13 protein-coding genes are annotated in these 14405 nt (G+C 48.0%); 5 read left to right on the forward strand and 8 right to left on the reverse strand.

What is annotated here, in order from left to right; translation table 11 throughout:
- Positions 1 to 30 precede the first annotated feature (30 nt).
- From ACE5LO_RS17985 to ACE5LO_RS18005, 5 genes are all read right to left on the reverse strand, one after another.
- A complete protein-coding gene (locus ACE5LO_RS17985; protein WP_375521391.1) occupies positions 31 to 2256 on the reverse strand; it encodes a bifunctional 2',3'-cyclic-nucleotide 2'-phosphodiesterase/3'-nucleotidase in 2226 nt (741 codons plus the stop codon).
- Positions 2257 to 2773: 517 nt separating this feature from the next.
- Positions 2774 to 4096, reverse strand: coding sequence for a recombinase family protein (locus tag ACE5LO_RS17990; protein ID WP_375521392.1), 1323 nt, complete (start codon positions 4094 to 4096; stop codon positions 2774 to 2776).
- A 10-nt stretch (positions 4097 to 4106) separates the two neighbouring features.
- On the reverse strand, positions 4107 to 4334 hold the full coding sequence (locus ACE5LO_RS17995; protein ID WP_375521393.1) for a recombinase family protein: 228 nt from the start codon (positions 4332 to 4334) through the stop codon (positions 4107 to 4109).
- 32 nt (positions 4335 to 4366) lie between these two features.
- Positions 4367 to 4711: a hypothetical protein gene (locus ACE5LO_RS18000; protein ID WP_375521394.1), complete on the reverse strand. Its 345-nt coding sequence runs from the start codon at positions 4709 to 4711 to the stop codon at positions 4367 to 4369.
- Positions 4683 to 5474 carry a ParA family protein gene (locus tag ACE5LO_RS18005; RefSeq protein WP_375521395.1) on the reverse strand — a complete coding sequence of 264 codons (792 nt, stop codon included), beginning with the start codon at positions 5472 to 5474 and terminating at the stop codon, positions 4683 to 4685. The genes ACE5LO_RS18000 and ACE5LO_RS18005 overlap by 29 nt, the downstream gene beginning before the upstream one ends.
- Before the next feature lie 952 nt (positions 5475 to 6426).
- On the opposite strand from ACE5LO_RS18005, the gene ACE5LO_RS18010 reads away from it, so the two are divergent.
- Positions 6427 to 6864, forward strand: a complete 438-nt coding sequence (locus ACE5LO_RS18010; RefSeq protein WP_375521396.1) for a hypothetical protein — start codon at positions 6427 to 6429, stop codon at positions 6862 to 6864.
- A 494-nt stretch (positions 6865 to 7358) separates the two neighbouring features.
- Here the strand turns inward: ACE5LO_RS18010 and ACE5LO_RS18015 are convergent, their stop codons facing one another.
- Positions 7359 to 7946 (reverse strand): hypothetical protein, encoded by a 588-nt coding sequence (locus tag ACE5LO_RS18015; protein ID WP_375521397.1) that lies wholly within the window; start codon positions 7944 to 7946, stop codon positions 7359 to 7361.
- A gap of 186 nt (positions 7947 to 8132) precedes the next feature.
- Between ACE5LO_RS18015 and ACE5LO_RS18020 the strand changes: the two genes are divergently transcribed.
- Entirely contained in the window at positions 8133 to 8675 is a 543-nt protein-coding gene (locus tag ACE5LO_RS18020) for a helix-turn-helix domain-containing protein (RefSeq protein WP_375521398.1), read from the forward strand.
- A 146-nt stretch (positions 8676 to 8821) separates the two neighbouring features.
- On the opposite strand, the gene ACE5LO_RS18025 is transcribed toward ACE5LO_RS18020, so the two are convergent.
- Entirely contained in the window at positions 8822 to 10225 is a 1404-nt protein-coding gene (locus ACE5LO_RS18025) for a helix-turn-helix domain-containing protein (protein WP_375521399.1), read from the reverse strand.
- A gap of 580 nt (positions 10226 to 10805) precedes the next feature.
- On the opposite strand from ACE5LO_RS18025, the gene ACE5LO_RS18030 reads away from it, so the two are divergent.
- The 3 genes from ACE5LO_RS18030 to ACE5LO_RS18040 all read left to right on the forward strand — a co-directional run bounded on the left by ACE5LO_RS18030 (position 10806) and on the right by ACE5LO_RS18040 (position 13863).
- Positions 10806 to 11945: an IS630 family transposase gene (locus ACE5LO_RS18030; protein ID WP_375521400.1), complete on the forward strand. Its 1140-nt coding sequence runs from the start codon at positions 10806 to 10808 to the stop codon at positions 11943 to 11945.
- Positions 11946 to 11948: 3 nt separating this feature from the next.
- Positions 11949 to 12239, forward strand: coding sequence for a hypothetical protein (locus ACE5LO_RS18035; protein ID WP_375521401.1), 291 nt, complete (start codon positions 11949 to 11951; stop codon positions 12237 to 12239).
- 484 nt (positions 12240 to 12723) lie between these two features.
- Complete coding sequence (locus ACE5LO_RS18040; RefSeq protein WP_375521402.1) at positions 12724 to 13863, forward strand: glycosyltransferase family 2 protein; 1140 nt, start codon at positions 12724 to 12726, stop codon at positions 13861 to 13863.
- Between the two features lie 166 nt (positions 13864 to 14029).
- On the opposite strand, the gene ACE5LO_RS18045 is transcribed toward ACE5LO_RS18040, so the two are convergent.
- The gene (locus ACE5LO_RS18045) at positions 14030 to 14251 is read right to left on the reverse strand and encodes a helix-turn-helix domain-containing protein (RefSeq protein ID WP_375521403.1); all 222 of its coding nucleotides are present in this window, start codon (positions 14249 to 14251) and stop codon (positions 14030 to 14032) included.
- Positions 14252 to 14405 lie beyond the last annotated feature (154 nt).

Here is a 14405-nt window from a genome sequence, read left to right on the forward strand (position 1 = left end):
TGGGGCGCCGGCTTCTCTGACAGGCCTATATTATGGAATCTGAATCGTCTGGCCGATCTGCAGACGGTGCACATTCCGGATTCCGTTCAGCTTCGCGATTTCTTCCCAGCTTACTCCGAACTTCAGGCCGATTCTGTACAGGTTATCACCCTTTTGGATCGTATAGGTCGATCCGGATGGCGGCGCTGGCGATGTTACTGGAGCAGGCTTGGCGGGAGCAGCCGGTACAGATGCTGACGGCGTTTCCGGTTTTACCGGAGCTGCAGGCGTTTCTGCCGATTCCTCGGAAGGTGCGGACGACAGCAGCTTGTATTTGGCGAACCCGTTCTCTCCGGCTCCTGCATAGGTGACGCTTGAGGTATCGGAAGCCAAGGCCTGGGCGTCAGGCGAAGACACGAAGGTCACTTCCGCATTCCCGAATGGTGCGATGGACCAGTTGCCGTCAGCCGCCGGGTTAATGCTGCCATTTTCGCTGATATAATCAATGATGACCTGACGGCTTTCATCCGGTGCGGCAAGGACGATACGCTGTCCGTCCGGGTTGGCCAGCTTGGAAGAAGAAGCCCGGTAGTTGTTGGTAGCGACGATGAACTCCTGCTCGGGATTGATCGGCTTGCCATCATAGCTCAGATTTTTAATCCGGTTCGCGGAAGCATTCGCCACGTTTCCTTTGCCGTCATACTTCGCCGGTTCGGTTACATCAATCTGGTAGGTTAACCCGTCAATGACATCAAAGTTATACGTCGGAAAATCGTTATTAACCAGCGGCTGTTCACCGCTTTGTCCCGGATGAATCTGATTGAACTGCCCTGCCGACCATTCCAGCCACTCTTTTACTTCGGCTCCAGTAAGCTTCACGGCATAGACCGTGTTCGGATAGACATAGAGATCAGCGACGTTCTTGATCGCGATGGTGCCTTCCGGAATGTTGGTGTAATAGGAGGCTCCGGAACGCCCGCCTGCTTTGAAAGGCGCTCCTGCAGACAACACCGGCAAGCCCTCGTACTCGGTTCCGGCAAGCTTTTGCTCCACATACCATTTCTGTGCATTGGTTACGATTTGAATGGAAGGGTCATCCTGAACCAGCGCAAAGTAGCTGTTGATCGGGGCGGTCGCCTTACCGACCGGTCCGCGCACATACTCCAGTGTTTTGGTATGCTCTTCATAAACGGCTTGCACCACCGCAGGGTCCGGCTCAGCGAGAGATGCCTTTTTCGTTTTGTCATAGATCGGGCGGGCAACGGATTGCGAATCCGCGACCGTCCATTTGCCGTCCTTCAACTCCAGCTCCAGGTCGACAACCCCCAGGTTGTCCCCCCAATAACCGGATTCAACAGCCGGCATCCCGTTGATCGTTCCGGCTTCTACATCAACCCCTGCCATGCCTTCAAAGGCTGCGCTTGGAAACACCTTGTGGGCATGCCCGAACAGGATGGAATCAATGCCGTCCACCTGGCTCAAATATTTAACCGCATTCTCCATATTTGGAGTCTCGGGGGTATCCTCATATCCGCTGTGCACGAGCGCAATGACGATATCTGCGCCGTCAGCCTTGATTTGCGGAACAAATTTCCTGGCTGTTTCCACAATATCTTTGGCGATAACCTTTCCTTTCAGATTGGCCTCGTCCCACTGATTGATTTGCGGAGGCAGCAGGCCGATGATCCCGACCTTAAGCGTATGCTCCGTCCCGTCCTCATCCACGACTTTTTTATCGATAATCCGGTATGGCGTAAAATAGTTTTTATCATTGCTTTCATCATTGTCCCCGTCAACCGCATACACGTTGGCATTGATGTAAGGGAAATCGGCGCCTTTCAGCGCTTTCTGAAGATAATCAAGACCGTAATTGAATTCATGATTGCCCAGAGTGGCGGCATCATAATCCAGTAGATTCATTGCTTTGTATACCGGGTGGACTTCTCCGTCCTTAAGCGGGTTGATCTTGGCCACATAGTCTCCGAGCGGATTGCCCTGAATCAGATCACCGCTGTCAAACAGCATGCTGTTCCGGGCTTCCTCCCTCGCCTGCTTGATGAGTGTAGCCGTCTTGGCAAGCCCGTATTCGTCTGTTGGCTTGTCCGTATAATAGTCATAGTTCAGCAGGTTCACATGCAGATCGGTCGTTTGCATAATACGCAGCTTGACCTCAGCGCTGTCTTCAGCAGCCCAGATCGGCACGGCCGGCAGTGCAAGCACATTGAACGCGACAACTGTCGCTGCGAGGCTTTTCAGCCCTTTTTTTCGAAATTTCAAGATTAACCCCTCCTATGTATAAATAATCAGGTGATTTACCCCTGTATAGGCAGACGGCAAGAACCCACAAGCAATGATTATAATCTATGTATGTAAAATCTGTGCACATCCCTTGTAAATCCTGTCCCAAAAAATCACCTGATTGATACTTATTCTAATCGAACTATGGTTAAATGAATAGAGTTTTTATAACAAATCATGGCCATGTGTGAGTTTATGTAACATATTCAAAAGCCGCCAGGCGATCGTGGCAAGACATGTGATACTCGCTGTTCAGGGGCTTTGCACGATTATCCCGTTGGATCAGGTACAGAAAAACAGAAAACCGGGAACCGAAAAAATATACTTTAGGCACGTTAAAGAAAATAACGGATCAAATGGGCGCGAAAAACAATCGCAGATCTATCGCCATCTTTTGAATCCGACCCATCTCTCTTCAAATTTCAAATCTGGACGTGACGTATGCAGAAAATAAATTTCTTTCCCTGGTTGGTCCCTGTGTAATTGCCCAAATAGCTTAAAAGTATTCAATGGTAAAGCTAAACGAATAGGCTTGGCGTTCCGGGCTGCGGACAGGCAGCTTCCTGATCTCCTCGGGCATCACCCGCACATAGTGTATTCGTTGTACAAATTGCTTCAGGATCTCGTTCTGCTTTTCTGCCGGGAGGGATTGGAATGTCTCAAACGGTCCGCTCCCGTGTGCCGTGGGTTCCGCCTGGGGCATTGTCTCCAGGTTCCGGATTTGCTTTCGGATCTTCTCTCTGGACTCGTACAGCAGCGGACGTTGTTCCAGCAAGGCCTTCACCTTCATGACGAATTTCATTTTTTCCTGGATCGTGATTTTGGCCCGTCCGACTTCGATCAGCTGCGGCTGTGCCTGCTCGTTCTCCTGCAGATGATGTTCAATGAGCAGCAGACGTTCTTTGAGGTCCATCAGGCTGTTTCCCAGCTCTTGCTGTTGCAAAAGCTCTGCCAGCAGATGCTCTTTATGTCTCTGGAGTTCAGGCAGCACTTCTTCTTCCAGCAACTGCAGCTTCATTCCCTGGTTGTTGCATTTCATACGGCTGTCAGGCAGCACATGTCTGCAATGCCTGATGAACAACATATCGTTTTTTCTCTTTGCTATCTCAAGCTTTTTTCCGCACCTCCCGCAGAAGAGCAGGTCTTTCAGCAGGGTGGCTCCCGTTTGACCAGCCGGCTTTTCGCGGGTGAACGTGCCTGTTTGCTCGCTTTTCACCCGTTTCCGATTCGCCTCTTCCCACTGGTCCGGTGAAATGATCGCGGGATGCACGTGTTCCGTGATGATCGTCTCCAGCACCTTGTAGCTGTGCACGTTCCCTTCCTTGATTCGCTTGCGATCCCGATACACGAGCGTGCCCTTGTAGACGGGATTCCGCAGGATCGTATGAATGTTGGTGGGCAGGTAGTCATGCAACTGTTGTGTTTTGAGGCCATCACCGTTCAACAGGTCGGCAATCTTGCGGCAGCTGCAGCCTCTGAGGTACAGCTTGAACATGTAACGAACCCCCCCGGCCTCAGGCTCGTAAATTTCAAGCTTCCTGGTGTCCGGATTGCGTCGATAACCGTATGCGGCCTGCCCGCTGACATGCTCTCCCCGTACGGCCCGCTGCAATTTATTGGTTTTGGTTCTGCGGCCGATCATCTCATATTCCATCACAGCGTACATAGAGCTAATATCATAAAATAGACGAGATCCATCCGAGTTCGCCAGGTCAAACGTTTGGGTAGGTGTAATGATTTTCACATCATGATCGATACACGCCTTCTTAATCAGCTGTGACACCAATCCATTGCGGGAAAGACGGTCCAGAGCTACCACAAAAATGGCCTCATATCGATTCGATGTTGTGGATCAGCTTCTGCAGCTGGGGGCGTGCTTCCAGCTGATGCTTCCCCCCACTCACAATTTCTTCATATATCTCGAAGGTATAGCCATGCTCACGACAAAATTCCTGCATCAGCTCACGATGATTCTGCAGCGTGTCTTCATTTTCCCCCTTGGCCCGTGAAATGCGCAGGTAGAGTGCTCCGAATAACCCCGTGCCGCCATTCAGCATGCTCATCCCCCATGTTATGGAGCCTGATTTCCTCAGAAAACTCCTGATTTTTCGAAATCGTCCAGCCCTTTCTCTAATACTTCATTGATTAAGCGCGTTTTGAAGCCTTTGCTCTGTGTGGCAGCTATGTTGCTCAAGCGTTCAATGAGATCCTTACGCAGAAAAAGCGTCTGACGCATATAGATATCCTCAAACCGTTGCGACTTGCGGATTGATGGACGGGGATGTTCGAACGTTTCCGCCCCATGGTTCAATGGAGCTGGAGCTTCGGAAGGCGGAGCCGGTGGATGTTTCGCCGTGATCTGGAACAAGGAATCGGTTACGGGGGAGGGGAAGGTATCAATGAAGTCAGCTAATGGCTGTTTTTTCTTCGCCATGCTCCAATACCTCCTTCACCAGTTCCGCGTATGGGGAAATATAACGATCTCCGGGCGTGGACAAAAATGCGGGCCTTCGTTCATAGGCCACCGTGCTCGCGTATCGCATCGATTTCGGGATGATGGTTTCATACATGGTTAACCCATGGGAAAGGCAGTATTCCCGGGCCAGCGGCAGCATTTCCGAGTACAGTGCGGTGACGTCGTCCACTTTCATGGCCACGATGCCATCGATGATGAGCTTCGGGCGATAGTTCTTTTGGAAATCCTGAACGATTTCGACCGTCTGAATCATCGCAGCCATGGCAAACATCTCCGGCTCGAACGGAATAATGATCCGATCCGCAGCCCCCAGCACATTTCCCATCAGGACCCCGATGTCCGAAGGCGTATCAAGGAAGATATAATCGTACTGATCCCGAATGGTCTTCAGCAGACCTTTCAACCGATAGAGCGGATTCGGGGACATGTCAAAAGCAAGCGCGGCGATGCGCCGGTTAGATGGGATGAGGTCAAGCCGATCCATGAGTGGAATTCTGACTTCCTGAAGAGGCATTCCTTCCATCATCATGTCATACAAGGTGTGCTCCAGTTGTGCGGGGGAGTGACCAAAAGCGATGGCCAAATTCCCTTTCGGGTCGGTGTCCACAAGCAATACACGAGCTTCGGGAAGCTCCCGAACCATGGCCGCTGCCAGGTTGCTGATGAAACTGGTTTTCCCTACTCCGCCCTTAATGGTGACCACCCCGTAAATGATACCCATAGCGATTCCCTTCTTCCTGAATGTTGTATAGTTCATTCTATGAGGACAAACACGCTGTTAATTATGGAAATAACAGGAGTCTATGTAGCAAGGCGCTGCCTGACAGCCGTGTGGTATGAAAGTACGTTGTTACACGAATGATACACATCCTGTGATGCAATTTTTTTCTTTATTAATTCGGAGCATGCGCAGCTTTCACTGAAACGTTTACGTAAACGTAGGATGTACACGTAAGACGTAAACGTAGGACGTAAACGTGCTACGTACACGTGGGACGTACACGTAGCACGTTTACGTCTCCATGGTATGTTCAAGATTGAGCGAATCCTCCACACGTCAAATAACTCAATTCATTTGCTCCCCTACTACTGCTCCTTATCCAGGGATCGCCGTCTAGTAAGATATCCTTAAACTCTCTGCCAAGCATATGAAATGACAAGCTCCTTCCAGCAGAATAGTAGCTTATTACATGAGTATAGTAGCGTCGAATACCAAGCTTCCTTGAAGAAATTATGTCCGAACAAACATCAGAAAACAACGAACATAAGTGAAGTACAGCTCCCGTACAGCCTTGTCTGATGCGGGGGGCTGCGACACTGGACTAGTTCCCACGACTATCATCTCGTGATAACACTCTTTAACACTGGGGGCATTCGACACGTTCGCGTCTACCAAATCATGATCTATAGAAGGATTACAAAACAAAGTGTAGCTCAAATTATGAGGCAAAGACGTGTAACGGAAAGCAGAATTATGTTAACCTCCACCCGCCTATCTCGGTGAATGGGACGGTGAGTCTTCCCTCTGGAGGCCTGAAAAAGCCCGGAAACACGGGATTTTTTGGATTATTCGAAATAATTACATACAAGATTTTTTTTGGGGGATAAGGATCGACGTCCCGACTGGCGCAACAGGCGTCACGGGCGTGACCGGATTGACTGGGGCTACCGGGATGACGGGGGTGACGGGCCCAACCGGCCCGACGGTGACGGCCAATAATGCCCGTCTTGTCAATTCGGGGATAGAAACGGTCCCATCTAATGCTCCCGTTACCCTGGACAACGCACTCATTAATGGATCAGCGATCCAACACACGAACAATTCAACTACTGTTAGATTGGCTCCTAATCAGACGTATTTTGCATCCTATGAAACAACTGCCTCATCCCCCACTGGGGCGACGGCTAATTTAGGTGCAGCCCTGGCATTGAATGGGATTCCCATTAGTGGCAGTGCAACTAATGGAGTAGTTACCGCTGGAAACTCTGTTAGTTTGAGTTCTTCTGCTGTATTTAGCACCTCTGCGGGTACTAATCTTACACTTATTAACAGCACCGGTGTAGCAGAAAATTTTAGTGGAACTGTTTTGAACATTATAAAACTCGCATGATTCCAAGAACATCAACCACGGCTTAGCTTCGATGAAGATTACCTAATTCTAAGTGAGCTAACCTTAGCTGAAAAATGAGCTGACCGCTTTATGGAAACATCTGCAGGAAACCACCCTAACCCGGCAGCCATATCAGTCTCCCAAAGCTTCCGTCGTCGTCAAGGGACACACCGGTCGAAAAGTCGGTCCGATTTCGTCATTAAGCAATAATTGGAAAATCTCCTGAACGGCTTAGGCCGTTCTTTTTTGTGTGTAGTGTTCGCACTGGTGTTTTTTTAGTGAATCAACTTGGCCACCCCCCAACCGTCAGCCAATACGGTTGGAGAGTGGCCTTTATTTCCTTTGCAATCCCATAGGAAACCACCTCGTCACAGCAGTCAACTCACTCTCTCAGCATAAACGTACCGACGAGGCGTGTTGTGCAGTTCAGCCCGTCCGACATTTGCTTCACAAGTTGCCGGACCCATCGAGCACGAAGCAAGGATGACCCAATGCTATGCGGGATAAGGGCTTCCAATCTCGGCAAGCAAGGAGGAGAACAGACGGTAGCCGTGCAGCATACCACGCAGAAAGTAGACTTCTTTTATCCCTTCCTGAATCAGGCTGTACAGACCATCCATTTCAAATAAAAAGCCAATGCAATGTGTTACGCGGTGATCAATAACCTTTTGATGGATCTTCTTATGTAGCTGGTTGATGTACATTTGTTCCTGGTGGATGGTTTCTTTCTCTGCCGGGTATAAATCACGCCTGTAAAGCTCGGAATGCCCGTATTCAAACAGGTAGGGCTGAACGGATTCCGTGAGTGAACCATGGATCGACGAATCCCCTTGGTTTGCAAGGGAATAAGCAAGCGCCATTCCACGGCGAAAGAAGATCTCACGGTGCAGGTCTTGCCGCCTCGTATAAGCCTCTTCCAGTTCCATGATTGTGGACTGAAATCCACCGTCCGCGTGAAGTGCTCCTTCAATGAGTTTTCCCATCTGTCCGGCCAAGTGCTCCTGAATCCGCAAGCGTTCGTCTTCGATGCTTTCGTCGTGGATATTCAGCCAATCGAGTACGTATTGTTCTATGAAACTCATTTTTTTCGTCCTCCCTTATGATTTGGAAAACTTGAGTAACGCACATGTCAATATAGACTTTGGACGACAGGAACACGGGTTTATGGTAAAATTCAGGAATAAATGACGGTTCCTATTGGTATCATATGTTCTATACACACATTTGTAAATAATTAATTTGTGTTACTCACATTTCAGGAGGGTTATATGTCTTCAATTGGGGAGCGAATCAGGGAGATCCGAAAAGAGCGCGGACTAACACAGGTGGTATTCGGCGAGATGATGGGGGTGAGTCATTCACATATTAGTAAAATCGAGGCTAATAAAGAATCACCGTCTGATACACTCATGAAGTTGATTTGTCTGGATTTGGGCGTGAATGAAACATGGTTGCGAACCGGAGAAGGTTCCAGAAGTATGAACGTACACTTTAGGAATATCGATATACCTGATTTTCATGAAACTTTGAAGAGGCTCCAGTTTCATGTTCAGCAAGGACATTTCCTTGACAGGAACCCATCTTCCACACCTGCAAAGGGAAATTCTGAATATCAAAATGCAATTCACGATCTACTGAAGCATTTACTGAATTTTGTCGAAACTTCTGAACAGTATTCTTCAGATGAAACAAGAGATAAGGAAAAGAAGCAGCAGTTGTATGAACTGTTTTCTCAAACTCGGGAGAGAATAAATCGTAGTTTGGATTCCTTATACGACGTCCTGTCGGATGTTATTCAATCTGGAAATTAGTTGTTAATTCATTTATTTCCAACCCAGACAGGCCAGCTATAAAAGCTGGCCTGTCTGGGTTCGATGATGTAACTTTTTATGCCTCGCCCTTATGGCCCAGGACTTGGTAAGGCGACGGCGTTTGTACAGTAAAAGTAAATAAAAGACTAACGACGGTTACGAGCAGGACGATTGTTTTTTTCATTCTGGTACACCTCTTTAAAAAGTTTTTGGTATTTCAACTGTGTTTCGAAATCTGCATAATCCCTGAAATACTCAAACAACCCTACGCATTTTACTATGTTGCTATCGTGGTTTATTGCAGCCGATTTTGCCAAACTATTTAATAAATATTTAAATCCAGCCTGAATCTCGCCTTTTCGCAAGTAGTATTCAGATAATTCACTGAGTAGGCGTGTAAGTCGTTCTGCGTTTAATCTCTTATTGTGAATCCCCGGTAAGTCTTCTGCTTCTAATAACAGCAGAATCTCCGGCCCGAAATGCTCGAAGGTTTCATCAACATTAATATGAAACTGATTCGCCAATTTAGCGATGTTAAGCAAGGACAGGAGAATGTCATCCTTTTGAGTATCAATATATGCTATATATTCCGACAATACGCTCAAATCTCCGGAAAACAATTTGGTGACATACATATTTGTTTTTGCCCATTCCTGAAAAAGATCCTTCCAGCGCAAAGCCTCTGCATCGTTTTCCTTAACCCAGCTCAAATCTGAATAATTAAAAATAAATTGCAGAGCCTGCGCATATTCTTCGAGCTCATGACACACCTCACCACGAAGCAAATCACTATATGAAATATACACAAACAACGGTCTGCTCAGTTTGGAATAAAGATCTTCCCCACTCCTCTTTTTCCGGGTCTCTGCAAAGTAATGCCTTCTTGCTCTGTTTCCCATCATTTCAGCGAACTTATCCATTTTATCCCACCCTCGCAGGAAACGATAGACATTTGCCAAATCCTTGAGCGCATCTAATTGCGTTACCTCGTCCAACCGTTCCACGTACGGCTCGAATTGGGCGGCGACTTGCAAATTTTGCGCCTGATCTTCACCTAATCGGATTGTAAACAGGCGGTATTGGCAGAGGGCCAGACGTTCGGAATGCTGGGAGTTCTCCGTGATGGCCACACTTTCGTAAAGAATGGCGGCGGCTTCTTTTTTTTCCTCCCACAGCAGATCTTCCGCCGCATCAAACAGCACGGGACAATATACGATGTTATCCAGCATCCAGCCGGTGACATACCTAATGCAATCCAGCTTGTTCAATTCGGCACATCTGAATATGAAGGGTCTGAGCCGTCTCCAATTCGGCTGGGTTGCAGCCATATTCTCTTGATGTATGTATAATTCGTAAAAATGTCCCTCGGGAAGCCTCATCAGTGAGGTGATCCGGTCAAGCTGATTCACCGACATGACTCTGCCTCCAGTGAAGATTGAACTGAGAGTCCCTACATTCAGTCCCGTTTTGCGGCCTAAATCGCTAAGCGAAAGCTGCTCACGCTCCATAAATTTTTCGACTTCCGAGCGTATGGTGGTAATATTGCTCATATGAAACCACTCCTTCATAAGTTGACATGTTCAGTAAATCCCTGATGTCAAACCCAGCTCAATTGGATATCATATCCCCTTCACCAAACAAACTTAGAATATTTTACCTGTCCGAATTAGTATACTTCTTTTTGGCAGGAATGTATATATTTTTTAGTCACTTTTTTGAGATAAATCCGCCGAAATATCGCATTTAAGTCATGGAGTATTGTGCTATCGTATGTTCAAGATTGAGCGAATCCTTCACACGTCAAATAACTCATTTCATTTGCTCCCCTACTGCACTCCTTATCCAAGGATCGCCGTCTCGTAACATATCATTAAACTCTCTGCCAAGCATATGAAATGACAAGCTCTTTCCAGCAGTATAGTAGCTTATCACATTAGTATAATAGCGTTGAATACCAAGCTTCCTTGAAGAGATCATGCCCGAGAAACATCAGAAAACAACGTACATAAGTGAATTAAATCCCTCGTACAGCCTTATCTGATGCGGGGGCTGCGACACTGGACTAGTACACTGTTTCATAAGTTCGTTCTCTGAGAAAAATGGCGTGACGAGGGTGAAACTTGGTGCGAGATGGTTAATAAAAAAAGAAAGAGCCATCACATCGAGGTGAGTTTGATGAAATCCATTCGATTGACGACCAAAGAGCGAAAACGGATCAAAAAAATGATGCTCGGTCAAAAGATCGCCTTTCGTCTAAAACAACGGTCCACCATCATCTGGAAATTAGCGATGGAGCATGCTTCTGTTACGCAAGTTGCCATCGAAGTTGGCGTGACGGAGAAAACCGTGCGCAAATGGCGCGATCGCTTTGCCAAAGAACGCATCCCTGGACTAGAAGACGCGCCACGCTCGGGCGCACCCGCTACGTTTGACCCGGTACAACGGTGCGAAGTCATCGCCATGGCCTGTGATAAACCGGAACATCACGGGCTGTCCGGTCAAGTCTGTTGGACCTATGACACGTTAACGGAAGTCGTGCAACGAGAAGTTGACGGCCCTTCCATGAGTCGTTCCAGCGTGTGGCGGACGCTCGAAGAAAACGCCCTCAAGCCACATCGGCAGACGTTATGGTTGCACAGCAAGGACCCGCAGTTCAAAGAAAAAGTCAATGATGTCGTCGGTCTTTACCACGCCGACCTCCCGGACGATGTGGCACTTTGCTGTGTGGATGAAAAGACGGGCATGCAGGCCAACGAAAAGAAGTACGAAACACGCCTGCCGCGCATCGGCAAAGCAGGTCGGGTCGAATATGAATATATTCGCCATGGCACGCAGACGCTGCTCGCCAGCTTTGAGGTGAAGACCGGCGAAGTCGTAGCGACATGCGGCGATCACCGCAAAGCCGAGGACCTGCTTTCGTTCATGGATCAAGTCGCAGAGCAGTATCGGCATTGCCGCAAGATCATCATCGTCTGGGACAACTTAAACATTCATTTCGATGGTCCATCCGAGCGTTGGACGACGTTCAATGCCAGGCACGGCAACAAGTTTGAATTTCACTACACGCCCCTGCATGCGTCATGGGTGAACCAGATCGAAATCTTCTTTTCTATCCTGTACAAACGGTGTCTGCGTCATAACAGCTTTATCTCCAAAACGGATCTTCGACGAAAAGTTATGGCCTTCATCCAGCGGTGGAATCAGCAGGATGGGCATCCTTTCAACTGGACATTCCGAGGGTACCCCATCCAGGATCGGGAGGCGGTGTAAGCGATGGATACCCTCATACTCGAAGCTATCGGCGACGAATTGGAGGACCTGCTTGAAGCCAACGGCTTCAAGCATATTCAAGTGCGCCCTCGAGGCCAACATTTGATTCTGTTTTCCATAGAAGACGGTCAAAAAGTGAATCGGGCTCGTTTAAGTGTATTGGATACCACGACATTCAGACTGAGTATGGCTGACCACCAAGGAACATGGGAACAGGCACCTTTCACCGGGACCCCTCAAGCCTTGGTTCGCATGCTCATTGACCAATTTCCCTTTGCCCTTGCCGACCTGTAGGTCAGCTTTTTTTGCACGGTACGGACTTTTGAAATGTTCTACTAGTTCCCACGACTATCATCTCGTGCTAACACTCTTTAACACGGAGGGCATTCAACACGTTCGCGTCTACCAAATCATGATCTATAGAAGGATTACGAAACAAAGTGCAGCTCAAATCATGAGGCAAAGACGTGTAGCAAAAATCAGAATTATGTTAACCTCCACTCGCCAAGCTCGGCGAATGAAGCGGGGGAATGACCGGTATTCAGACTTGAAAAATAGTACGACAATTTATAGCGGAACATAGGAAACCAACTTCAACTTAGCCACTCATCAGACATTCACAGACCTGAAGAGTGGCTAGATTCCAATTTATTGAATCACAAGCCCAAAATTCCACAAATGTATCCAGCAGATGCAAAGACCAGTCCCGGCATGACGCCCCCGCTCTGGGATGGAGCTTACATGAATAGAAATAACTCTATATTCGAAGAGGTGAGGGATGGACACCCCTAGTATTTCGTTATGTATGATCGTCAAGAATGAAGAACCGTATCTGGCGCAATGCTTAAGCAGCGCCCAGAGTATCGTGGACGAGATCATTGTGGTGGACACGGGCTCGACGGATCGCTCCGCAGCGATTGCGAGCGATTTTGGAGCCAAAGTCATTCATCAGCCATGGGATGATAGCTTCTCGAATGCCCGAAATCGGGGGCTGGAGGAGGCTACGTGCGAGTGGATCTTGTGGCTGGACGCGGATGAAGCGCTGGACAGGAACGAGGCACTTAAGCTGAAGGAGCTGTTAACTCGGGATACGGTTCGGGAGCAGCAGATTGAAGGGATTGAGCTACTGTTTCATAATTATCTGGATAACAGCAGTATGGAACGTTCTTACGTGCTCCGGCTGGTGCGGAATCGGCCCACATATCGTTTCGAAGGTAGGGTCCATGAGCAGATTTATGCGGTGATGCTGCATCACACTCCGAATTGCCGGTTGGGAAGGGTGGATGTAACGGTTCACCATTACGGATATCTGATCCGCAATATGATCCGCCAGAATAAGGTAAAACGAAATACATCCCTGCTGCGGAAGGCACTTGAGGAGTACCCGAATTATTGGCAATATCACTATTACCTGGGGACGGAGCTCCTTAAAGCGAACGAACTGGAGGATGGGCTTGCCCATTTAAACACCGCGTTGGCTCATCCTGAGGGATTTACGTTGACCGTGATCGTGAGTGCGCATAGGTATCGAATCCTTGCGCTGTGGCTGATGAAGCGTTATGAAGATATGGTAGAGCAGTGCAGCGAAAACATGACCGAGTTCCCGGCGTACACAGATCTGTACCATTACAAAGCCGAAGGGCTAATCGCTTTGGGCAGAGTGGACCAAGCCGCCCATGTGCTCCGGGAAGCCTTGAACGTTGGCCCGGCCCCGGAAGATTACCCCAGTATGGCTGGTTACGGCTCCTACTTGACTTGTATTGAGCTTGGCCTATTGTACTTATCTGCCGGAAATCAGAAGGAATCCGACTTTTATTTGACCCTGGCGAGCCTGATGGGTGAAGATACAAGGATCACGTTCGAAGAGCCGTCGAATCATAATGATAATGCATCATACTTAAGCCATGTAGGCCATTAGGCTCGCCCACCCAAGTCCATCCCTTTAAATATACCATTGAATATTTCCCAAGCCTTTCTCTTCGATAAATCCTCCCACACTTCTGAGCCAACATCGGAAAACAACGCCAATGGATCAGAGACAGCCTTCGTTCAAGGCTGTCTCTAAAGGTGTTTAATACCTCGTACTATTCCTCTACATCCACCAAATCGATAATCTCACGAATATCCTGAATATTCAGGGCTGCTGCGATTTTTTCGATATGGCTGAAGCTAATGTTCTCTCTTTTACCGTTGGATAGTTCACTTAATGCCGCTTGTCTGACATTTGAAATTCTGGATAACTCCCTTAATGAGATATGATGATCTTTAGCCAACTCTGCTATTTTTATGACAATTTTCTTGTTCATCTGAATCCCCTCGCATGACTAAATATATATCACTTGACGATACGCGTGGGCGTATTGTAAAATGAATTCATGAACGATACGCGTGAACGTATTATTTCCACTGTAATACGCTTGTTCAATCCTTAGAATCTGACTTTACATAAACAACCTCTGT

The organism is Paenibacillus medicaginis (assembly GCF_042138635.1).
In the GTDB taxonomy this organism is placed as follows: Bacteria; Bacillota; Bacilli; order Paenibacillales; family Paenibacillaceae; genus Paenibacillus; species Paenibacillus medicaginis.

Coding starts and splice junctions, on each gene's coding strand:
- ACE5LO_RS18025 (WP_375521399.1), bottom strand. CDS start 10,225: ATGAGCAATATTACCACCATACGCTCGGAAGTCGAAAAATTTATGGAG.
- ACE5LO_RS18035 (WP_375521401.1), top strand. CDS start 11,949: ATGGATACCCTCATACTCGAAGCTATCGGCGACGAATTGGAGGACCTG.
- ACE5LO_RS18020 (WP_375521398.1), top strand. CDS start 8,133: ATGTCTTCAATTGGGGAGCGAATCAGGGAGATCCGAAAAGAGCGCGGA.
- ACE5LO_RS18005 (WP_375521395.1), bottom strand. CDS start 5,474: ATGGGTATCATTTACGGGGTGGTCACCATTAAGGGCGGAGTAGGGAAA.
- ACE5LO_RS18030 (WP_375521400.1), top strand. CDS start 10,806: ATGGTTAATAAAAAAAGAAAGAGCCATCACATCGAGGTGAGTTTGATG.
- ACE5LO_RS18010 (WP_375521396.1), top strand. CDS start 6,427: ATGACGGGGGTGACGGGCCCAACCGGCCCGACGGTGACGGCCAATAAT.
- ACE5LO_RS18045 (WP_375521403.1), bottom strand. CDS start 14,251: ATGAACAAGAAAATTGTCATAAAAATAGCAGAGTTGGCTAAAGATCAT.
- ACE5LO_RS18040 (WP_375521402.1), top strand. CDS start 12,724: ATGGACACCCCTAGTATTTCGTTATGTATGATCGTCAAGAATGAAGAA.
- ACE5LO_RS18000 (WP_375521394.1), bottom strand. CDS start 4,711: ATGGCGAAGAAAAAACAGCCATTAGCTGACTTCATTGATACCTTCCCC.
- ACE5LO_RS17995 (WP_375521393.1), bottom strand. CDS start 4,334: ATGCTGAATGGCGGCACGGGGTTATTCGGAGCACTCTACCTGCGCATT.
- ACE5LO_RS18015 (WP_375521397.1), bottom strand. CDS start 7,946: ATGAGTTTCATAGAACAATACGTACTCGATTGGCTGAATATCCACGAC.